This is a genomic window from Fervidibacillus halotolerans, from assembly GCF_026547205.1.
In the GTDB taxonomy this organism is placed as follows: Bacteria; Bacillota; Bacilli; order Bacillales; family Caldibacillaceae; genus Fervidibacillus; species Fervidibacillus halotolerans.
In genome coordinates this window covers 1,756,540-1,779,790 of the sequence record NZ_CP106877.1, presented here as the reverse complement: position 1 = coordinate 1,779,790, position 23,251 = coordinate 1,756,540, and the positions used below count along the sequence as shown (strand labels likewise).

The following is a 23,251-nucleotide window of genomic DNA, read 5'->3' as shown; positions in this document are numbered from 1 at the left end:
TCGCTTTTTTGCAGACACTGAATGGAAATCGCGATCCATTCAGTACGTTTTTCCTTTGAAAAAGTTGGACATGCTGTAAAGGTCTATGGTTAGAAAATGAAAGCCAAAGGGAGTGTACATATTTTGAAGCTTAGACAAGAAGCTTTACATCTCCATCGGACTTTTCAAGGCAAATTGGAAACAAATACGAAAGTTCCAGTTCAAACACAAAAGGATTTAAGTTTAGCCTATTCTCCTGGAGTGGCAGAACCGTGTAAAATCATCTACGATCGACCAGAGACAGTTTACGAATATACGATGAAGGGAAATACGGTTGCGGTTGTAACCAATGGGACTGCTGTTTTAGGACTAGGAAATATTGGACCTGAAGCGGCTTTGCCTGTGATGGAGGGTAAAGCAGTATTATTCAAAAGTTTTGCAGGGGTCGATGCATTTCCAATTTGCCTAAATACGACAGATGTTGAAAAAGTGATTGAAACCGTCAAGCTTTTGGAACCGACCTTTGGAGGAGTTAATTTGGAAGATATTGCTGCTCCCTACTGTTTTGAAATTGAGGAGCGACTAAAAAAAGAAATTAGTATTCCCGTATTCCATGATGATCAACATGGAACGGCAATCGTAACCGTTGCAGGCCTTGTGAATGCGTTGAAATTAGCTGGGAAAAAAATGTCTGAAATTAAAGTGGTGGCTAACGGAGCAGGGGCAGCAGGAATCGCAATTATCAAATTGTTATATCATTATGGAGTAAGGGACATTATTTTATGTGACTCAAAAGGTGCCATTTATGAAGGTCGTCCTTATGGGATGAACCGTATAAAATCGGAGGTAGCAAAATTTACAAATCGGGAAAAACGAAAGGGACTGTTAAAAGACGTTATTGAAGGTGCCGATGTGTTTATCGGTGTTTCCGTAGGGGGTGCCCTATCGAAGGAAATGATCTATTCGATGAATGATCAACCTATTATTTTTGCAATGGCAAATCCCACTCCGGAAATTACGCCTGAAGAGGCAAAGGAAGCAGGTGCCCTTGTGATCGGTACCGGTCGTTCCGATTATCCGAATCAAGTAAATAACGTCCTCGCTTTTCCCGGCATCTTTCGTGGTGCCCTTGACGTTCGAGCTACCCATATTAACGAGAAGATGAAACAAGCAGCAGTAGAGGCCATCTCTGGGTTAATCAGTGATCATGAACTTTCACCAGATTATGTTATTCCAAATCCCTTCGACTCCCGCGTAGCACCTGAAGTGGCTGCCTGGGTAGCAAAGGCTGCGATGGAAACGGGAGTGGCTAGAAAGAGAGTTGATCCGGAGGAAGTGAAGGAAAAAACGATGAAACGAGCGAAAATAAATCATGGTGAGGTCGAATGAACGAGCGTGGGAGGCAAACGAAGGTATATTTAGAAATTGTAAAGAAAATTAAGGAAATAATTGATGAGAATCAATTGAAACCCGGTGGGAAGCTTCCTTCCGAACGGGAATTAGCGGAGCAGTTAAAGGTAGGACGTTCTTCGGTTCGAGAAGCATTACGGGCATTAGAATTGCTCGGTTTGATTGAAACGAGAAGAGGAGAAGGTACCTTTATAGCTGATTTCCGTAACCACCGTCTCGTGGAAATTTTGAGTGGATTTATTTTAACAAATGAACATGCAAAAAAAGATGTTTCAGAAACAAAACAATTAATCGAGCTTGCAGCCATTCACCTATTAATCGATCAAAAAAAAACGATCGTTGATTCATACGATTTTAATCAAAAAAAGGATCGATCTCGTTGTTTTCAAAAAATGTTCGAACAGACAGATAACTATTTGTTATTAAAAATATGGCGAATTCTAGCTAATTTTGAATCGTCATTAAACGTTAATTATCACGTTGGAAAAGAACGGTATATCCGACTAATACAAGCTATAAATGAAGGGAATCGGGAGGAAGCGGACGATCTTTATCGTTCGATTTTCACCTCCTTTGATCACCGATGATAAACTTCTTTTTGGAATATATGAAATTAAAGTAACGGGGAGAACAAACGTTGAATTGTTCGATAGGGAGGAAGGAATTTGCTAAAAGAATTTTTTTCGAAGCATAAAAAAACCTATGCTACTGTACCGGTGAATGATTTAAAAAAAGATGTTCCTGAGGGGATTATGACCAAATGTCCGAATTGTAAAAAAATGATGTTCACGAAAGAATTAAACCAAAATTTAAAAGTATGTTTACATTGCGATTACCATTTTCAAATGAATGCCCGTGAACGATTGGCAAGTATACTCGATGACGGGTCCTTCGAAGAGACGGACGGAAATATGGAATCTGCAAATCCCCTTGATTTTCCAGGTTATTTGGAAAAATTGGAAAACGATCGTTTAAAGGCGAAAATAAATGAAGCAGTGGTCACTGGTGTCGGTGCTATAAAAGGGAATAAAACGACCATCGCTGTTATGGATGCTTCCTTTCGTATGGGAAGTATGGGTTCGGTTGTTGGTGAAAAAATTACAAGGACTATTGAAAAGGCAGAAGAGTCCCGTTTGCCCTTTATTATTTTCACTGCTTCCGGTGGTGCCCGTATGCAAGAAGGGGTATTAAGCTTAATGCAAATGGCAAAAACGAGCGCTGCTTTAAAACGGTTTAGCGATCAGGGTGGCCTCATTATTTCCGTTATGACCCATCCGACCACTGGAGGAGTTTCTGCAAGTTTTGCTTCCTTAGGGGATTATAACTTTGCTGAACCAAAGGCACTAATCGGATTTGCTGGTAGACGAATCATCGAGCAAACGATTCGGGAAAAGCTTCCGGAAGATTTTCAAACGGCGGAATTTTTGCTCAAACACGGTCAACTCGACGCAGTCATCCATCGAAAGGAATTGCGTGAAAAATTGGCATTTATTCTTGATTTGCACACAAAGGGCGGTGACATGTCTTGGGAGTAGAGCTTGAATTTGAAAAACCTGTTATTGAATTGAAGAAAAAAATCAAAGAATTAAGGGAAATTACTGAACATGCAAATGTCGATTTAACATCGGAAGTGGAAAAATTAGAAGCCCGTTTAAAAAATTTAGAAGATGAAATTTACCTTAATTTAAAACCGTGGGATCGGGTTCAGATTGCACGTCACCCCCAAAGACCGACGACGTTGGACTACGTTGAACATTTGTTCGAAGGTTTTTTTGAATGCCACGGGGATCGATATTTTGGTGATGATGAGTCGATTGTAGGGGGTGTGGCAATATATAAAGGCCTACCAGTTACGATTATCGGACACCAACGGGGAAAAGATACGAAGGAAAATATTCGTAGAAACTTTGGTATGCCCCATCCTGAGGGGTATCGTAAAGCATTAAGACTGATGAAACAGGCGGAAAAATTTAACCGACCGGTCATTTGTTTTATCGATACAAAAGGTGCATATCCTGGAAAGGCAGCGGAAGAAAGGGGACAAAGTGAGGCCATCGCAAAAAATTTATTTGAAATGGCAGGATTAACCGTACCTACTATATCCATTGTCATTGGAGAAGGGGGAAGCGGTGGTGCCTTAGCTCTTGGTGTTACAAACCATATTTTAATGCTTGAAAATTCCACCTATTCGGTGATTTCTCCCGAAGGTGCTGCAGCCCTATTGTGGAAAGATGCGGGGTTGGCAAAGCGGGCAGCAGAAACGATGAGAATAACCGCAAATGATTTAAAAGAACTGGGAATTATCGACGAAATAATCCCTGAAGTTAAAGGTGGTGCCCATAAAGATATAGCTGCCCAAGCGAAATTCATCGACCAAGCTTTAAAAGAATCTTTACAACAACTTTTGGACATTCCAAAATCAGAAATCGTACAACATCGTTATGAAAAATATAGGACAATTGGAAGTATTTCTTTTTCATAAAAGGAAATACCTTACAATAAAAGCGTGCTTTTTTAGCACGTTTTTTTCCTATTTTCCATTAATCTACGTTAAAATTGACAAAAAAAGTTTAAAATTCCCGTTTTCCAATCTCTCATTTTTACGATATTTTTGTAATGGACTGCACATTTTCCCGACGTTTTCCGATCAAGAAAGATTCAATTGTTCACGTTTAGTATAGAACTTTCTGTATTTTACTAATTGAAAATATCGTGTTGAGTTCATGGCTTTCTCATGGTATGTTAATTGTATATTATTTAACATAGTATTGATAAAATGATTCATAATTTTAATGAGGTGATGGCAGTGAAAAGAATGGGCGTTTTGACGAGTGGTGGAGATTCGCCGGGAATGAATGCAGCGATTCGAGCAGTTGTGCGAAAAGCGATTTATCATAATATTGAAGTATACGGTATTTATAACGGATATCAGGGACTTATAAATGGGAACATTGAAAAAATGGAAATCGGTTCCGTTGGAGATATTATTCAACGGGGTGGAACGATTTTACGTTCAGCTCGTTGCCCGGAATTTGTCACGAAAGAAGGGCAACAAAAGGGAGTTGAACAGCTAAAAAAATTCGGGATTGAAGGATTAGTCGTAATCGGTGGAGATGGTTCTTATCGCGGAGCCAATGCTCTTACGAATTTAGGAATCCCTTGCATTGGCGTACCGGGTACGATCGATAACGATATTTGTGGAACCGATTTTACCATTGGGTTTGATACGGCGTTAAATACGGTTATTGATGCAATTGATAAAATTCGCGATACAGCTTCATCCCACGAACGAACTTTCGTTATCGAAGTAATGGGCCGTAATGCAGGAGATATCGCACTTTGGTCTGGTTTAGCCGGAGGTGCGGAAACCATTCTTATACCGGAAGCAGAAGAGTCGATGGATGAAATTATCGCCCGACTCAAACATGGTCAACGAAGAGGGAAAAAACATAGTATCATTATTGTTGCAGAAGGTGTCATGAGCGGTGTCGAATTTGCTGAGAAATTGAAAAAAGAAATCCAAATGGATGTGCGTGTTTCCGTCTTAGGTCATATTCAACGGGGAGGATCTCCAACGGTACGGGATCGGGTGATTGCGAGTCGGATGGGTGCTCGAGCCGTCGAGTTATTAATCGAAGGTAAAGGTGGCCGTGCGGTAGGAATCGTCAATAATGAGATCATCGATCGCCCAATTGCTGAAATATTGGATCAGCCCCATACAATTGATATGCAAATGTTCGAATTGTCGAAGGAATTATCAATCTAACCGAAATAGGAGGATTATCATTTATGAGAAAGACGAAAATCGTTTGCACAATTGGACCTGCCAGTGAATCGGTGGAAAAATTAGTCCAGTTAATTGAAGCAGGGATGAATGTAGCTCGGTTAAACTTTTCCCATGGAGATTATGAAGAACATGGGAAACGGATTGAAAATATACGAAAAGCTGAAAACATAACTGGAAAAAATGTGGCAATTCTTTTGGATACAAAGGGACCAGAAATCCGAACCCACAATATGGAAAATGGAAGTGTGGAACTGAAGGAAGGAAATACCGTCATTATTTCCATGGAAGAAGTACTAGGAACGGAAGAAAAATTTTCCATTACTTATGAAGGTCTAATTGATGATGTGCATATTGGTTCGAAAATATTATTGGATGACGGTTTAATCGGTTTGGAAGTCATCGATATCGACCATAAAAATCAGGAAATTCATGCGAAGATTTTAAACAACGGTATATTAAAAAATAAAAAAGGTGTCAACGTTCCAGGAGTTTCTGTAAAATTACCGGGTATTACGGAAAAGGATCGGGCTGACATTCTTTTCGGGATTGAACAGGATGTAGATTTTATTGCCGCATCCTTCGTTCGTCGTGCATCGGATGTGTTAGAAATTCGTGAATTATTGGAACAAAAAGGGGCCGAACATATTCAAATCATTCCGAAGATCGAAAACCAAGAGGGTGTCGACAATATCGATGACATTTTGCAAGTCAGTGATGGATTAATGGTAGCCCGCGGTGATTTGGGCGTGGAAATTCCTGCAGAAGAAGTACCCCTTGTTCAAAAAAGTTTAATTAAAAAATGTAATAAATGTGCAAAACCGGTGATTACAGCGACCCAAATGCTCGATTCAATGCAAAGGAATCCTCGACCGACGAGGGCGGAAGCAAGCGATGTGGCAAATGCGATTTTAGATGGAACGGATGCGATTATGCTATCCGGAGAAACAGCAGCGGGATTGTATCCGATTGAAGCGGTACAAACGATGCATAACATTGCCCTAAAGGCTGAAGAGGCAATTGATCATAAGGAAATTCTTAAAATCCGTAGTCGAGAAATTGAACATAATTTAACAGATGCGATTTGCCAATCTGTCGCTCATACCGTCATCAATCTCGAAATCGATGCGGTGATTACACCTACGGAAAGCGGTCATACGGCAAAAATGATTTCTAAGTATCGCCCACATTCCCCAATTATCGCTGTTACAAGTCATCGAAGGACATTTAAACGATTAGCACTTGTATGGGGCGTTTATCCAATTATTGGAAAACGAGTGAATACGACAGATGAAATGTTAGATTTGTCCATTAAGGAAAGTTTGGAAAGTGGCCTCATTAAACATGGGAATAAAGTGGTTATTACAGCAGGTGTTCCGGTCGGAGAAGCGGGCACAACGAATATGATGAAAATACACGTCGTAGGAAATGTTTTGGCGAAAGGGCAAGGTATTGGAAGAAAAATAGCCTATGGAAAAGTCGTCGTTGCCCAAAATGCTAAGGAAGCATTAGAAAAGGTAACGGAACGATCTGTACTAGTTACCCATTCAACGGATCGGGATATGGTGCCTGCCATTGAAAAATGTATCGCTTTAATTACAGAAGAAGGCGGATTAACGAGTCACGCAGCAGTAGTTGGGTTAAATCTCGGAATTCCGGTAATCGTTGGAGTTAAGGATCCGTTTAAAGTTTTAAAAGATGGACATGAAGTAACCGTTGATGCGGGAAGTGGAATTATTTACGAAGGGCATGCGAGTGTGTTATAAAAGGGTAAACGTTGTTAGGCGGTGAAAAAAATGAAGTGGATTATTCCGATATTTATCGTCCTTCCTGCAATGGAAATCGGCGTGTTGCTATTATCAGGAAAGACGTTTGGAATCGGAATCACCGTTGGACTCATTATCTTGACAGGAGTTGCAGGTGCCTATTTAGCGAAGCAGCAGGGACTTGAAACGATTCGTTCGGTTAGGCGTCAATTGGAAATGGGACAACCCCCCGGTGATCTTTTACTGGATGGATTATGCATTCTTTTTGGTGCAGCCTTCCTATTGACTCCTGGATTTATAACGGATGTGGCTGGTTTTTATTTACTACTTCCACCAACGAGAAAAACGGTGAAGCCATTGTTAAAAACAGCGTTTATGAAATGGATCGATCGCCGAACGATAACAATCATTCGATAATTTACGGGGATGTTAAAACGTCTATAGACGAATTAGCATCCCCGTATTTTCTATGTTCACCGCCATTGCCCATCGAAGTATAAGGACGGATTCCTATCCTTTAATAAAATTCCATAAATCATGGAAGATATTTGCTTTGTACAAAGCGACAATAATAACGGCGATAATAGGTCCGATAATCAGTCCAATCACTCCGAATAGTTTCAGACCGACGAAAAGGGCAACGAGCGTTCCGAGGGGACTGATCCCGATATTAGTGGAAACGACTTTTGGTTCCATTAACTGGCGCTGAACAATGACAATGACATATAAAACGGCTAGTCCAATTCCTAGTGAATAATTTTGAGAAATCATTTCGTAAATAATCCATGGTACAAAAACGAAGCCGGTTCCCAAATAAGGAAGTAAATCGATAAAACCGATAAATATAGCGATGGTTACTGCGTGATCGATGCGAAGGATCAATAGACCTAATAGAACGATTATGGCGGTAATCGAAATTAATGTTAATTGGGCTCGAATAAAACCGAATAGGGCACGTCGCAAATCTAAATAAACCTTCATACTACTATCTTTTATTTTAATTGGTATCCATTTTCCTGCATCTTTTTTTAATTTGTACCAATCTTTACTAATAAAAAATGTGGCTAAAATCGTTAAAATTAATACAGTTGCTGCATTTGGGAACCAACTGATTACCGTCGGGATTTTCGTTAATAAGCTTTGTAAAAGGGATCCAATTGTCGTGGCTAACTCGGTACCGATGGATTGGATATTTTGGACAATTTGATTTTGCTGATCCTTTCCCAATGTTTCAAAAAAGGTACTGATTTGGTTGAAAAAGGGGACGACCTTTTCCATAATCCATTTTTCAATGTATTCGGTTAAATTAACAATTTGTGAAGGTAACGTTTTTGCCAAGTATTCCGTACCGGAGATTAGTTCAGAAATGAGGAAGATGAAAAAGGCTACAATTAGGCTAAAAAAGGCGATCATAACGATTAAAACGGATAACGGTCGGGGTACTTTCCCTTTTACTTGAACAAAATTGACGAGCGGATTCATTAAAAAGGCAATTATCCATGCGAAAATAAAAGGGTAGGTGAGTGTCGCAATAAAATAGCCCGCGATGATTATAAAAACCATTGCGATAATCACGAACAAAAATCGGAGCGATCTTTGTAAAAAAACGGGTATCAACCATCCATCCCCCTAAATTGAAATATTTTTACACTTCAATATATTTATTGTACCTGCTGTTTGAAAAAATGGAAAGAGTCTCTTTCAGCACCTTCAATTTTTTTAATAGAGGATAGAATTTTATGTGACTTTATAGGTGAAAAGGCGATTCATTCATAGCAAAATCGTAGAGAACACGATTCCTTTCTATAAAAATATAAAAGTATAGATTTGTACATAAAACAGAAAAAATCGGATTAAAACAGCATATGAGGGAATGAAAACATATTATTTTTTTAAAAAAATATTATTTCATTCACATTTTTTATAAAATTCATTCACGAAAGGAGAATATTCAGTTATAATATATTTTGGTACCGTTAAAATAGTAGAAAACACATTTTTTTTTGAAAGTTAATTTTGTAAGCATTTTCTTTTTCATTTTCGTATCCCTATAATAAAATAAGTTTATAAACATAATAATAAGTTTATTATTCGAAATAATTTTGATTTATTATCAAAAACTATGTAAAAATAGGAGGTAATAGACGGGAAGAGATAGTATATTGAAAAAGGGGAAGTATTTTTTTGAAAATGAATAGTTTTTTATAAAAATATAAAGAAAGGGAGATTCCAATGAGTGTGACAAAAGGTTTAGAAGGGGTAGTTGCCGCAACGACTACAATCAGTTCGATTATTGATGACAAATTAACTTATGTCGGCTACGATATCGATGACTTAGCTGAAAATTCATCCTTTGAGGAAATCGTCTTTCTACTTTGGCACCGTCGATTGCCGAAAAAAGATGAGTTGGAAAACTTGAAAAAGGAACTTGCAGAAAACGCCGAAATTCCAGATGAAGTGATCCAACATTTTAAAACGTATCCCATCGATAAAGTACATCCGATGGCTGCCCTTCGTACCGCCGTATCGTATTTAGGATTATTTGATGACGAAGCTGATCTATTGGATAGCGATGCCAACTACAGAAAGGCGATTCGTTTACAAGCGAAAATGCCGACTTTAGTGACGGCGTTTTCAAGAATTCGGAAAGGCTTGGAACCTGTTGCACCTCGAAAAGATTTGAGTTTTGCAGCTAATTTCCTCTACATGTTAAATGGGGAAGATCCGGATGAAATTGCCGTTGATGCGTTCAATAAAGCATTAGTACTTCACGCTGATCATGAATTTAACGCATCCACCTTTACCGCCCGAGTCTGTGTCGCCACATTATCGGATGTTTATTCAGGAATTACTTCTGCCATCGGGGCTTTGAAAGGTCCTTTACATGGGGGGGCTAATGAACAAGTGATGAAAATGCTAACGGAAATCGGTTCCATCGAAAATGTTGAATCGTATATTCAAAGGAAATTGGAAAATAAAGAAAAAATTATGGGCTTCGGACATCGGGTATATCGAAAAGGGGATCCCCGTGCAAAACATTTGAAAAAGATGTCTGAAAAACTAACGACTTTAACCGGTGAACGAAAATGGTATGATATGTCGGTGAAAATTGAAGAAATTGTTACTAGACAAAAGAACATTCCACCGAATGTAGACTTCTATTCCGCTTCTGTTTATCATAGTCTAGGAATTGATCATGATTTGTTTACGCCGATTTTTGCCGTAAGTCGTGTATCCGGTTGGCTAGCCCACATTTTGGAACAATACGATAACAACCGATTGATTCGTCCACGTGCTGAATACATCGGACCGAAAAAACAAGAATACGTAAAACTGGAAGATCGCTGATTTTTTAGTAAAATATGAATGGGAACTTACATGTGACCTTTTTCAAGGGCTTGATTAGGTTAGGAGTAGAAATTGCTCCTAGCCTTCAACATGACTGATGGAGGGATTGAACAAAATGGATGGAAAAAAAATCACAGTAACAAATGGAGTATTAAATGTACCGAATGATCCAATCATTCCGTTTATTGAAGGAGATGGAACGGGGCCGGATATTTGGCGAGCAGCTTCCCGTGTATTGGATGCAGCAGTGGAAAAAGCATACCGTGGTGAAAAGAAAATTGTTTGGAAAGAAGTGTTAGCAGGAGAAAAGGCCTTTAATCAAACCGGTGAATGGTTGCCACAAGAGACTTTGGATGTTATTCGGGAGCATATCATCGCAATTAAAGGACCGCTTACAACACCGATCGGTGGAGGAATTCGTTCTTTAAATGTGGCATTGCGTCAAGAATTGGATTTGTTTGTTTGCCTACGTCCTGTCCGATGGTTTGAAGGTGTACCTTCACCAGTAAAACGTCCTCAAGATACGGATATGGTTATTTTCCGGGAAAATACGGAAGATATTTATGCAGGAATCGAATATAAAGAAGGTACGCCAGAAGTGAAAAAGGTAATCGAATTTTTACAAAAAGAAATGGGCGTTCAAAAAATTCGTTTCCCTGAAACTTCCGGAATTGGTATTAAACCAGTATCGAGAGAAGGAACGGAAAGACTCGTCCGTGCGGCGATTAACTATGCAATTAAAGAAGGACGGAAATCCGTAACCCTCGTTCATAAAGGAAATATTATGAAATTTACGGAAGGGGCATTTAAAAACTGGGGTTATGAACTTGCTGAAAGAGAATTCGGCGATCGTGTGTTCACTTGGGCTGAATATGATCGGATTAAAGAAAAAGATGGCGTAGAAGCTGCGAATAAAGCTCAACAAGATGCGGAAAAAGCAGGAAAAATCATTATTAAAGATGCTATTGCAGATATATTCTTACAACAAATTTTAACTCGTCCGAAGGAATTTGATGTCGTGGCAACGATGAACTTAAACGGAGACTATATTTCCGATGCTTTAGCTGCCCAAGTTGGTGGAATCGGTATTGCCCCGGGTGCAAACATCAACTACGAAACCGGTCATGCAATTTTTGAGGCGACTCACGGTACAGCACCGAAATATGCGGGCTTGGATAAAGTGAATCCGTCATCGGTCATCCTATCTGGTGTCTTAATGTTGCAACATATCGGATGGAATGAAGCAGCGGACTTAATCATTCGGTCGATGGAAAAAACGATCGCATCCAAAGTCGTTACTTATGATTTTGCTCGGTTAATGGATGGAGCAACAGAAGTGAAATGTTCTGAATTCGGTACGAAATTAATTGAGAATATGGAATAAGCTTCACGGGAAAAAGGGATTCAACCGGCTGTGTGTTATGCATCAGCCGGTTATTTATAAAAGGGGGGAGAATGATGGTCAATAAAAGAAAAAAAATATCGGTGATTGGTGCCGGCTTTACTGGGTCAACAACCGCTTTTTTACTCGCACAAAAGGAATTGGGGGACATCGTTTTGATCGATCTACCAAACGCTGAAGGGCCTACGAAGGGAAAAGCTTTAGATATGTTAGAAGCAAGCCCCGTTCAAGGATTCGATGCAAATATTATCGGCACATCGGATTATCAGGATATAAAGGATTCTGATATTGTAATCATCACCGCAGGTATTGCCCGAAAACCAGGGATGAGTCGAGATGATTTAGTACAGACGAATCAAAAAATCATGAAAAGCGTTACGAAGGAAATTGTGAAATATTCTCCTAATAGTTATATTATCGTTTTAACGAATCCGGTCGATGCGATGACGTATACCGTTTTTAAGGAATCTGGTTTTTCAAAAAATCGAGTCATCGGTCAATCCGGTGTATTGGATACGTCCCGCTTTCGCACATTTATTGCGCAAGAATTAAATGTTTCCGTTAAAGATGTTACCGGTTTTGTTCTAGGTGGGCATGGCGATGATATGGTTCCTCTCGTCCGATATTCTTACGCTGGAGGTATACCCCTTGAAAAATTAATCCCTCAAAAACGTTTAGAAGAGATTATCGAAAGGACGAGAAAAGGTGGCGGTGAAATTGTGAACTTATTAGGTAATGGTAGTGCCTACTATGCACCTGCTGCCTCATTAGTGGAAATGGTTGAAGCAATTTTGAAAGATCAGAGACGTATTTTACCCGCCATCGCCTATTTAGAAGGAGAATACGGGTTTAACGGAATTTATCTCGGTGTCCCTGTCATTCTCGGTGGAAAGGGTATCGAAAAAATAATTGAGCTGGAATTATTAGAAGAGGAAAAGCGTGCCTTGGAAAAATCTGCCCAATCTGTACGGAATGTGATGAAAGCTTTAGTTTAAAAGGAAACACATTCGATTGTATTCAAGCTGTCTCAAAAAGGTTCACACCCATACGTATGAGACAGCTTTTTTCATTTATCATAGGGGCTATGGGAACCCGGAAGTTATTAAAATTTGTCCCTTTTCCTTCCCTTCCTCAAATAACACGGGGAAAAATGGATATCTTTGGTTTATAGAGGGAACTTGTTATAATGATTATAAGAATTGAACATAGTGGAGGACTCATTTTATGGCAAAAACAATTTTAGTCGTTGATGATGAAGAATCGATCGTTACCCTATTGGAATACAATTTAAAGCAATCGGGTTTCGATGTATTGAAGGCCTATGATGGACAAGAAGCCTTAAATGTAGCAGAAAGGGAAAACCCTGATTTGATAATTTTGGATTTAATGTTGCCAAAATTAGATGGAATCGAAGTTTGTAAAGAAATTCGAAAACAACAAATTCAAACACCAATTTTAATGCTGACTGCAAAGGACGATGAATTTGATAAAGTGCTCGGCTTGGAATTAGGGGCGGATGATTATATGACAAAACCATTCAGTCCCCGAGAAGTTGTAGCAAGGGTAAAAGCCATTTTAAGAAGGACGCAAAATTTTCAAGATTCGTCCATCCCTAACCAACGGGACGACGAAAAAATCCAACTTGGAGAACTGACGATTTTACCCGAACAATATGAAGTATATTTAAATGAACAACCCATTGAATTTACTCCAAAGGAATTTGAACTTCTCGTTTATTTAGTGAAAAATAAAGGCCGGGTGCTGACCAGGGATCAACTTTTAAATGCAGTTTGGAATTATGATTTCGTCGGTGATACGCGGATTGTGGATGTGCATATTAGCCATCTCCGTGAAAAAATCGAGGAGGATACGAGAAAACCAAAATATATTAAAACGATTCGGGGCCTTGGTTACAAATTCGAGGAGCCGAAAGCATGAAAAAATTCCGATTTCAATTATTTTTCGCCCTGATTTCCTTAATTATCGTCGTTTTCATGGCCCTTGGCTTTTTATTAGGTCAATTGTTTGAAAATTATTTTGTCAGAACGATTCAAGAACATACAACAAAGGAAACCGATTTGATTGTGAACCAGTTAGAAAAAGAAGGAAGCTTGTTTCCTTTTAATGACGAACAAATGGAGATCGTCAAGGAAACATTGAATGGGGAGTTTTTCATTATTACGAATGAAGGGAACCCTATTTTTCAAAGTACGAAAGGGCTGTATGAAAAAACGGGCGAACAAATGATTTCGAAAATTTTAAAAAATGTCCATCATCAAGATTCAGGATTGTACCAAGGAACTGAAAATGGGCAATTTTATTATTGGAGGGTTATCGAATTTGGGAACCAGCCCTCCGCTATTTTGATAATGGAGCGGATGATCGATGAGCTAAACACGGTAACAAAACAAATCTGGATGATCCTCTTCTTCAGTTTGGGGTCAGCCTTTTTCATGATTTTATATATCGGATCTCGAATTACTTCAATCTATATAAAACCGGTGGAATCGGCGACAAAGGCAGCGATTGAATTGGCAAAGGGAAATTATCAAATCCGGACATATGAAGATTATGGGGAATTTAATTTATTAAACTCATCGATTAACATATTGGCGCGGAATTTACAAAAGTTTAAAAGGGAGCAAGAAATGCAGACGGATCGATTGATGACGATCATCGAACATATGGGATCCGGTCTTATTTTAATAGATGATAAAGGCTATATTCGGCTGACAAATCGGACCTATAATGAAACCTTTCACGTCGATGGCGATCAAATCAATGGACGTTTATACAGTGATTTCATCGAACATGAGGAAATCAAAAACATTATTGAAGAAGTATTTATGACCGAACAAACCATTCGAAAACAAGTTATCATCCCGATTCAAATTTATATGAAACATTTTGAAATTTATGGTGCGCCAATTATTAGTTATCACAATGAATGGAAAGGAATCGTGTTAGTTTTCCATGACATTACCGAATTGAAAAAATTAGAACAAATTCGTAAAGACTTTGTTGCCAACGTTTCCCATGAATTAAAGACCCCGATTACTTCGATAAAAGGATTTACGGAAACCTTGTTAGATGGGGCAAAAAACGATTGTGACGCCCTTGAAACATTTTTATCGATTATTTACAAAGAAAGTGAGCGGTTGCAATCACTTATTAATGATTTGCTCGAGTTATCAAAAATTGAACAGGAAGGATTCACCTTACAAATCGAACGAATGAATATTAACCAAGCCATTGAAGAAACCGTTCGCATGCTCGAAAGTTCTGCGGAAGAAAAACAAATTCAAATTTTATATCCAAAGCAACAGGAAACGTTAATCGAAGGCGATTTCTTGCGGATTAAACAAATATTAATCAATCTAATCTCCAATGGGATTACATATACACCTAAGGGAGGAACGGTTCAAATTACGATCGATCAAAGGAAAGAATATACCCAATTATCCGTGAAAGATACGGGGATAGGAATCGATCCAAAGGAAATTCCAAGAATTTTCGAACGGTTTTATCGAGTGGATAAAGCAAGGAGTCGAAACTCTGGGGGTACAGGTCTTGGACTAGCGATTGTTAAACATTTGGTTGAAGCCCATTCGGGTGAAATCCAGGTGGAAAGTGAATTAGGAAAAGGTTCAACCTTCATCGTTAAACTACCGAACCGATACAAAGGGGAGAATGGAAAGGGGTTATCACGCGGTCTCCAACCATAGCATTGACCCCTCTTCAAATTGGGACATTTCCATTTGTGCCACTCTGATAACGGATCATATAAAATTATGCCATTGGTGAGTTCTGATCTTTTCATAACATGTCCAATCGTTGTTTCTTCTCGTATTTTCCAGTTGGCAAATTTTTATTGTTTGTAAAATAATGAAACCTAGTTTGATCTAAACCGTATTAAATAATATAAAATCAAAAAGAAAGGAAGATTCGATGGTTAGCTTGAAACAAATATATACTGTCGTCGGCCTTGTGTTCGGCATATTGATTTTAGGCCTAGTTGCCTTTACATCATGGTATACCGTCGATGAATCAGAACAGGCAGTTATTTTAACTTTTGGAAAGGCAGAAACGACTGTCACCGAACCAGGATTAAAGTTTAAAATGCCTTGGCCGATTCAGTCCGTTGAAAAATTATCGAAAGAAACCTTTAGTCTCCAGTTCGGTTATGAAGAAAAGGATGGAGAAATTGTATCGGATAATATTGAAGATACGAAAATGATAACTGGAGATGAAAATATCGTCATTGCCGACATGGTCGTTCAATGGAAAATAATTGACCCGATAAAATTTCTTTTTCATTCTGATAATCCTGAGGATATCCTATATAATGCGACAAGTTCGTCTTTACGTAGTATTATAGGAAGTTCAAAAATCGATGAAGCATTGACGGATGGTCGGGCTGAAATTGAAGCGAATGTTCGAGAATTATTGACTGATTTAATCAATCGGTACGATATCGGTGTTTCGATTTTAGCGGTAAAATTACAAGATGTGGAGCTTCCAAATGATGAAGTTCGGGCGGCATTTACGAACGTTACCGATGCCCGTGAGACGATGAATACGAAAATTAACGAAGCGCAAAAATATCGAAATCAAAAAATCCGGGAAGCGGAAGGACAAAAGGACGCGATCATCAGCCGTGCCGAAGGGGAAAAAGCTGCTCGTATTGAAGAGGCCCGCGGTGGTGTAGCTGTATTTAATAAGTTATATGAAGAATACAAAAAAAATCCGGAAATCACCCGTGACAGGTTAATTATCGAGACATTGGAACAAGTTCTTCCAAATGCAGAAATTTATATTATGAATGATGATGGTGAAACATTAAAATATTTCCCGATCCGTCCTTTGGAAAATGTGGTGACGACGGATAAGGAGTCAACAACGGAAGGAAGTGATAAGAATGAGTAAAGTGATCGATATGGAAGAGAAACGGAATGATTTTCCTGTAAAATTTTGGGTCAAATTTGGCATCTTCTTTATCATTCTTATTGGACTTCTCGTACTCCTTTTAACGAATGTGTTCATCGTTAAAGAAGGAGAATATAAAGTCGTTCGCCAATTCGGTGAAGTCAAACGCGTTATTAAAGAACCTGGATTGAAAATGAAGATTCCTTTTATTCAAACGGTAACTACTTTACCAAAATATCAAATGACTTTAGATGTACAAGAAGCAGAGATTAATACGAAGGATAAAAAGCGGATGTTGATTGACAATTATGCCGTTTGGAAAATTACAGATCCGATTGCATTAATTCAAAATGCACGAACGATGGAAAGTGCGGAAGCGAGGATGGAAGAATTTATTTATTCAGTCGTTCGGACGGAACTAGGTAGACTAAATTACGACGAAATTATCGATGATGAAAAATCTTCCCGTGGGAGCTTAAATGATCAGGTGACCGAACAAGTTAATGAATTGTTAAAAAAGGATAATTACGGTATTGAAGTTGTCGATGTTCGAATTAAACGTACGGATTTACCGAATGAAAACGAACAGTCTGTTTTCACTCGGATGATTTCCGAACGGGAATCGACGGCACAAGATTATTTATCGAAAGGTGAAGCAGAAAAGCAACGAATTATCGCAGAAACGGACCGGGAAGTTCGGGAAATGATCTCCAAAGCGGAAGCGGATGCGGAAATCATTCGAGCTGAAGGTGAAGGAGAAGCTGCAAAAATTTACAATGAAGCTTTCTCAAAGGATCCGGAATTTTATCAATTATTCCGAACGTTGGAGTCCTATAAGAAAACAATTAATGATAAAACAGTTATTATCCTCCCATCCGATTCACCATATGCTCGCCTACTACAAGGTTATTTAGAATAAAATCATTTCACGAAAAAAACGTTTTAGGATAGCGTTAAACTTGGGTTTATGAAGAGAGCCGGGTTTCCATATTTCCTTTTATTCATGATAGAATAGGGAATAGGAGATTCGGCTTTCTTTTTTTGATTCGATTAAAGTTTTAACATGTTTGTAGAGGAGGTTTTTCCTTTTGAGCAAAAAGGTTATTTTAATTGATGGAAATAGTATCGCCTATCGAGCGTTTTATGCTCTTCCCCTTTTAAATAATGATAAAGGGATTCATACAAATGCGATCTATGGATTTGCCATGATGCTTACGAAATTGATTGAAGAAGAAAAACCCGCATATATGTTAGTTGCCTTCGATGCGGGAAAAACGACCTTTCGACACGCTACATATAAAGAGTATAAAGGCGGTAGGCAAAAGACTCCCCCTGAACTTTCTGAACAATTCCCGTATATTCGGAAATTGGTACAAGCCTTTGGAATTGCCCAGTATGAAAAGGAAAACTACGAGGCGGACGATATCATTGGTACGTTATCCAAGCAGGCGGAACAATCGGGTTACGATGTACGAATCGTTTCTGGCGATAAAGATTTAACTCAGCTTGCTTCCGAAAAGACGACTGTCTATGTAACGAAAAAAGGTGTAACGGAAATGGATGTATATACACCGGAGACGATTTTTGAAAAATACGGGATTGATGTAGAACAAATTATCGATATGAAAGGTTTAATGGGAGATACAAGCGATAATATTCCCGGTGTACCAGGAGTCGGAGAGAAGACCGCAATTAAATTGTTAAAGGAATATAAAACGGTTGAGAAACTACTTGAATCCATCGAAAATATTCGAGGGAAAAAGTTAAAGGAAAATTTAACGACTTACAAAGAGCAGGCTTTAATGAGCAAACAACTAGCTACGATTCTTACCGAAGCACCGATCGATATTTCCTTAAAGGACATCGCATATAAAGGGCTCGATGAACAACAGCTTATCCCATTATACAAAGATTTAGGCTTCGAATCCTTTTTAGAAAAAATGAATCCATTAGAAAAAGATGAAACATCTTTAAAAGGAATCTCTTTTACCTTCGTTCATGAAATATCGGAGGAAATGTTAATAACGGATAGTGCTCTATATATGGAAATGATTGAAGATAATTACCACCAGGCACCGATTTTAGGTTTTGGAATCAAAAATGAAAATGGTAATTATTATATTCCTGAACAGGTGGCCCTCCATTCGAAACAATTTGTCGAATGGTTAGAAAATGAACATATGAAAAAATACGTATACGATGCTAAACGCTCCATCGTCGCCCTTCGGAAAAGGGGAATCGAAATTAGAGGTATCTCCTTTGACTTACTGATCGCTTCTTACTTATTGAATCCATCGGAACATATTCACGATTTGAGTGACGTGGCGAAAAATCATGGCTATGTAGATATTCTTTCCGATGATCAAGTTTACGGAAAAGGAGCAAAACGAAGTCCCTTAACCGATGAAGAGCGGGCAGAACATGTTGTTAGGAAGGCGGATGCGATTTTTGAATTAAAAGATCGGCTTATTACTGATTTGAAGGAAAATGATCAATATGATTTATTCATTCATTTAGAAAGTCCTCTATCTCATATACTAGCAGATATGGAAAGCACTGGAGTGAAAGTCGATCGAAATCGGCTGATTCAAATGGGAGATGAGATCGCAGAAAGGTTGAAAAAGATCGAAGAGAAAATATATTCCTTAGCTGGAGAAACCTTTAATATTAATTCACCGAAACAACTTGCTGTAATTCTGTTTGAAAAACTCGGTTTGCCTCCTTTGAAAAAAACGAAAACAGGTTATTCTACTTCTGCGGATGTGTTGGAAAAGCTTCAAAATGCTCATCCAATCATCGAAGAGATTTTACATTATCGGCAATTGGTCAAGCTACAAACGACTTATATCGATGGGCTGTTAAAAGTCATCCATCCAGAAACGGGAAAAGTTTATACCCGATTTAATCAGGCGTTAACACAAACAGGTCGGCTGAGTTCCACAGAGCCGAATTTGCAAAATATCCCCATTCGTCTGGAAGAAGGGAGAAAAATTCGTCAAGCATTTATTCCATCTGAACAGGATTGGGTTATTTTTTCCGCAGATTATTCCCAAATTGAACTACGGGTACTTGCCCATATTTCTGGTGATGAACAATTAATTGAGGCGTTTAAACAAGGGATGGATATTCATACGAAAACAGCGATGGACGTATTCCATGTGAATAAAGATGAAGTGACAAGTCAAATGCGTAGGCAGGCAAAGGCGGTGAATTTTGGAATCGTATATGGCATTAGTGATTACGGACTTTCGCAAAATTTACACATTACCCGAAAGGAAGCTGGCGAGTTTATTCAACGGTATTTTGAAAGTTATCCGAAAGTAAAGGAATATATGGAATACATCGTGCAAGAGGCGAAACAAACTGGTTATGTAACGACTTTACTAAACCGGAGACGATATATACCAGAAATAACGAGCAGAAATTATAACGTTCGCAGTTTTGCCGAAAGGACAGCTATGAATACTCCGATTCAAGGAAGTGCCGCGGATATCATTAAAAAAGCGATGATCGACATGGCATTTCGCTTGAAAAAGGAAAATATGAAAACGCGCCTACTCCTTCAAGTGCATGATGAATTAATTTTTGAGGCACCGAAAGAGGAAATTGAAAAATTAAAGGAAATCGTCCCTGATTGTATGGAACATGCCATTGAATTGAAAGTTCCATTAAAAGTCGATTATGCTTACGGTCCGACGTGGTTTGATGCGAAATAACCGAAAAGGTAGCGGACTATACGACAAGTTAGAAAGGAAATGGTTATGCCCGAATTACCAGAAGTTGAAACGATTCGACGAACATTGGAAAGTCTTGTAATTGGTAAAAGGATTGATCAAGTTCATGTTTTCTGGCCGAAAATTATTCAAGAACCGACGGATCCGAAGAAATTTGCCCTTTTGTTAAAGGGAGAGACGTTTCGAAAGGTTGGAAGAAAAGGGAAATGTTTAATCTTTTATTTTGACCGGAGTGCCCTTGTGTCCCATTTGCGAATGGAAGGAAAATATGTTTTGACTAAAAAGGAGGAGCCGATGGATGCCCATACCCATATTGTCTTCCAAATGACTGACGGAACCGAATTGCGTTATCGAGATGTCCGGAAATTCGGAACGATGCATATGTATCCAATTGGTATGGAGTTTGATCGGCCTCCCCTTTCCAAACTAGGTCCGGAAGTATTTGATTCCCGATTTACGAATGAATATTTTCAAGATGCGTTGAAAAAAACGAAGAGAAAAATAAAGACCGTTTTACTAGATCAAACGGTCGTCAGTGGTTTGGGAAACATTTATGTCGATGAAGCACTGTATCGAGCAAATATCCATCCGGAAAAATTGGCTTATCTTTTGACAGAATGGGAAACGGTCCGACTGAGAGAGGAAATGATCCGATTGCTGGAAGAAGCGGTGGAAAAAGGAGGAAGCACGATTCGCACGTACATAAACGCGCAAGGGAAGATCGGTTCGTTTCAATTCGAATTGAACGTATACGGAAAGGAAGGTTCCCCTTGCCCTTTTTGTGGAACAGAAATCAAGAAGATTAAAGTGGGTGGGAGAGGAACCCATTTTTGTCCGAAGTGCCAAAGGCTTTCTTGATGGAATGTTCAATATGAAAGCTTTGTCTATTTTTGATTGTGGAGGGTTCGTTGTGACGATGATTATAGGAATTACCGGAGGAATTGCAACGGGAAAAAGCACGATTTCAAAAATGTTAATTGACAAAGGATACACGGTCATCGATGCTGATCTTTTGGCAAGGTTGGTCGTCGAGCCTGGAGAAGAGGCCTATGAACAGATTGTCGAACGATTCGGTAAAGGAATTCTTTTGTCTAACGGTCAAATTAATCGGAAAAAATTAGGGGATATTGTTTTTCATGATGAAGAAAAGCGAAAAATATTAAATGAAATTGTTCATCCTGCCGTACGAAAAAAGATGAATGAAGAAATACAAGCTTCCGTACAAAGGGGAGAGAAGGTTGTTTTTTTAGATATTCCACTGTTATATGAAAATCGGTTAGATCATACAGTGGAGAAGGTAATCGTCGTATATGCTGATTATGAAACACAAATTGAACGGTTGAAGAAGCGAAATCAATTGTCAGAAGAGGATGCTAAGGCTAGAATTCACGCCCAAATGTCGATTGAAGAAAAGAAAAAAAGGGCGGATGGGATCATTGACAATCGTTTTTCTATCGAAGATTCAAAGAAACAGTTGGTCGACTTATTAAAAAGGTGGAATATTGCCAACTGAATCTTGAAGACTAGTGTCCCACAGAAGAAAATTACTATAAAAGAGCCTTTTTTTATAAAAAATAACATTTAAACAGTCATAAATCATAAAATATGATATACTGTTTATGGTTATTGAACAAAACGGGTATATCATTATAAGGAGGCTCTTTTATGAATAGGAGAATTGCGATTAATGGTTTTGGGAGAATCGGTCGGATGGTCTTTCGAAGGGCAATATTAGAAGAAAATTTCGACATCGTTGCAGTAAATGCAAGTTATCCTGCCGAAACCCTTGCCCACTTAATAAAATATGATACGGTACACGGGAAATTTCCCGGGAAAGTAATAGCTGAAGAGAATGAATTAATTGTTGAGGGAAAAAGGATCAAGTTATTAAACGATCGAAATCCGGAGAATTTACCTTGGAAAGAGTTAAATATTGATATCGTTGTAGAAGCGACAGGTAAATTTAATTCTCGAGAAAAAGCCAATCTGCACTTGAAAGCAGGTGCAAAAAAGGTTGTTTTAACTGCGCCAGGAAAAAATGAAGATGTAACTGTCGTCATCGGAGTGAATGAGGATGATTTGAATGTGGAACAGCATCATATTATTTCCAATGCTTCCTGTACCACAAACTGTCTAGCTCCCGTTCTCAAGGTGTTAGATGAGGAATTTGGCGTGGTGAACGGTTTTATGACGACGGTTCATGCATACACGAACGATCAAAAAAATCTCGATAATCCACATAAAGATTTACGAAGGGCCCGGGCTTGTGCACAGTCGATTATTCCGACGACGACTGGGGCTGCGAAGGCTATTGGAAAGGTATTACCGAAATTGGAAGGAAAATTACATGGTATGGCATTGCGCGTTCCAGTACCGAACGTATCCCTCGTTGATCTAGTCGTCGATGTAAAAAAAGATGTAACGGTTGAGGAAGTAAACGAAGCGTTTAAAAAGGCGAGTAAAGGTCATTTGAAAAACATCTTGGATATTACATTTGAGCCCCTTGTATCTGTCGATTTCAACACGAATTCCCATTCGTCGATCGTCGACGGACTATCCACGATGGTTTTGGAAGGGAAAAAGATTAAAGTTTTAGCCTGGTATGATAACGAATGGGGTTACTCCTGTCGAGTCGTCGATTTATTGAAACACGTATCTAAAGAGATGAATAAACGGGTTGAAATGGCAGCGATGTAACGATTCAACGAGGAAAAAGAAATGGATTTTTGATCCGGAACCCCTGAGTTTGAAAGGGGTTTTTATTTTTATAGAAAACATGTCTTCCAATCTCCATTTTTATCGTTTTTCAGCTTTGTTTCAAATGTTGAAAAAATAAAAGAAAGAAAGTATACTATAATTCGTGTAATATAGCTACTGAAAGGGTTAGGACCTCTTCGGACTA

The 23,251-nt window shown here is 38.7% G+C and carries 19 protein-coding genes; 18 read left to right on the top strand and 1 reads right to left on the bottom strand.

Annotated elements, in window-relative coordinates; genetic code table 11:
* Positions 1–123: 123 nt before the first annotated feature.
* The 7 genes from ystJ to OE105_RS08515 all read left to right on the top strand — a co-directional run bounded on the left by ystJ (position 124) and on the right by OE105_RS08515 (position 7,356).
* Positions 124–1,368, top strand: a complete 1,245-nt coding sequence (gene ystJ, locus OE105_RS08545; protein ID WP_275419783.1) for an NADP-dependent malic enzyme — start codon at positions 124–126, stop codon at positions 1,366–1,368.
* Positions 1,365–1,976 (top strand): FadR/GntR family transcriptional regulator, encoded by a 612-nt coding sequence (locus tag OE105_RS08540; protein WP_275419782.1) that lies wholly within the window; start codon positions 1,365–1,367, stop codon positions 1,974–1,976. Before ystJ ends, OE105_RS08540 begins: the two co-directional genes overlap by 4 nt.
* 78 nt (positions 1,977–2,054) lie before the next feature.
* Entirely contained in the window at positions 2,055–2,924 is an 870-nt protein-coding gene (accD, locus tag OE105_RS08535; protein ID WP_275419781.1) for an acetyl-CoA carboxylase, carboxyltransferase subunit beta, read from the top strand.
* Complete coding sequence (gene accA / locus OE105_RS08530; RefSeq protein WP_275419780.1) at positions 2,915–3,871, top strand: acetyl-CoA carboxylase carboxyl transferase subunit alpha; 957 nt, start codon at positions 2,915–2,917, stop codon at positions 3,869–3,871. The genes accD and accA overlap by 10 nt, the downstream gene beginning before the upstream one ends.
* A 324-nt stretch (positions 3,872–4,195) precedes the next feature.
* On the top strand, positions 4,196–5,155 hold the full coding sequence (gene pfkA, locus OE105_RS08525; protein ID WP_275422144.1) for a 6-phosphofructokinase: 960 nt from the start codon (positions 4,196–4,198) through the stop codon (positions 5,153–5,155).
* Between the two features lie 23 nt (positions 5,156–5,178).
* Positions 5,179–6,939, top strand: a complete 1,761-nt coding sequence (pyk, locus tag OE105_RS08520) for a pyruvate kinase (RefSeq protein ID WP_275419779.1) — start codon at positions 5,179–5,181, stop codon at positions 6,937–6,939.
* A gap of 30 nt (positions 6,940–6,969) precedes the next feature.
* The gene (locus OE105_RS08515; RefSeq protein WP_275419778.1) at positions 6,970–7,356 is read left to right on the top strand and encodes an FxsA family protein; all 387 of its coding nucleotides are present in this window, start codon (positions 6,970–6,972) and stop codon (positions 7,354–7,356) included.
* A 93-nt stretch (positions 7,357–7,449) separates the two neighbouring features.
* On the opposite strand, the gene ytvI is transcribed toward OE105_RS08515, so the two are convergent.
* Positions 7,450–8,556: a sporulation integral membrane protein YtvI gene (ytvI, locus tag OE105_RS08510; protein WP_275419777.1), complete on the bottom strand. Its 1,107-nt coding sequence runs from the start codon at positions 8,554–8,556 to the stop codon at positions 7,450–7,452.
* A gap of 615 nt (positions 8,557–9,171) precedes the next feature.
* Between ytvI and citZ the strand changes: the two genes are divergently transcribed.
* The 11 genes from citZ (at position 9,172) to OE105_RS08455 (ending at position 23,046) form a co-directional block, all read left to right on the top strand.
* A complete protein-coding gene (gene citZ, locus OE105_RS08505) occupies positions 9,172–10,287 on the top strand; it encodes a citrate synthase (protein ID WP_275419776.1) in 1,116 nt (371 codons plus the stop codon).
* A 115-nt stretch (positions 10,288–10,402) separates the two neighbouring features.
* Positions 10,403–11,671, top strand: a complete 1,269-nt coding sequence (gene icd, locus OE105_RS08500; protein WP_275419775.1) for an NADP-dependent isocitrate dehydrogenase — start codon at positions 10,403–10,405, stop codon at positions 11,669–11,671.
* 74 nt (positions 11,672–11,745) lie between these two features.
* The gene (gene mdh, locus OE105_RS08495) at positions 11,746–12,684 is read left to right on the top strand and encodes a malate dehydrogenase (protein WP_275419774.1); all 939 of its coding nucleotides are present in this window, start codon (positions 11,746–11,748) and stop codon (positions 12,682–12,684) included.
* 229 nt (positions 12,685–12,913) lie between these two features.
* Positions 12,914–13,627 carry a response regulator transcription factor gene (locus tag OE105_RS08490; protein WP_275419773.1) on the top strand — a complete coding sequence of 238 codons (714 nt, stop codon included), beginning with the start codon at positions 12,914–12,916 and terminating at the stop codon, positions 13,625–13,627.
* Positions 13,624–15,414 (top strand): two-component system histidine kinase PnpS, encoded by a 1,791-nt coding sequence (gene pnpS, locus OE105_RS08485; RefSeq protein WP_275419772.1) that lies wholly within the window; start codon positions 13,624–13,626, stop codon positions 15,412–15,414. Before OE105_RS08490 ends, pnpS begins: the two co-directional genes overlap by 4 nt.
* A gap of 223 nt (positions 15,415–15,637) precedes the next feature.
* Entirely contained in the window at positions 15,638–16,615 is a 978-nt protein-coding gene (hflK, locus tag OE105_RS08480; protein ID WP_275419771.1) for an FtsH protease activity modulator HflK, read from the top strand.
* Positions 16,608–17,534 carry a protease modulator HflC gene (hflC, locus tag OE105_RS08475; protein WP_275419770.1) on the top strand — a complete coding sequence of 309 codons (927 nt, stop codon included), beginning with the start codon at positions 16,608–16,610 and terminating at the stop codon, positions 17,532–17,534. Before hflK ends, hflC begins: the two co-directional genes overlap by 8 nt.
* Before the next feature lie 169 nt (positions 17,535–17,703).
* Complete coding sequence (gene polA / locus OE105_RS08470) at positions 17,704–20,331, top strand: DNA polymerase I (protein ID WP_275419769.1); 2,628 nt, start codon at positions 17,704–17,706, stop codon at positions 20,329–20,331.
* A gap of 45 nt (positions 20,332–20,376) precedes the next feature.
* Positions 20,377–21,207 carry a DNA-formamidopyrimidine glycosylase gene (gene mutM / locus OE105_RS08465; protein ID WP_275419768.1) on the top strand — a complete coding sequence of 277 codons (831 nt, stop codon included), beginning with the start codon at positions 20,377–20,379 and terminating at the stop codon, positions 21,205–21,207.
* A 52-nt stretch (positions 21,208–21,259) separates the two neighbouring features.
* Complete coding sequence (gene coaE / locus OE105_RS08460) at positions 21,260–21,862, top strand: dephospho-CoA kinase (RefSeq protein ID WP_275419767.1); 603 nt, start codon at positions 21,260–21,262, stop codon at positions 21,860–21,862.
* A gap of 152 nt (positions 21,863–22,014) precedes the next feature.
* Entirely contained in the window at positions 22,015–23,046 is a 1,032-nt protein-coding gene (locus tag OE105_RS08455; RefSeq protein ID WP_275419766.1) for a glyceraldehyde-3-phosphate dehydrogenase, read from the top strand.
* Positions 23,047–23,251: the final 205 nt, after the last annotated feature.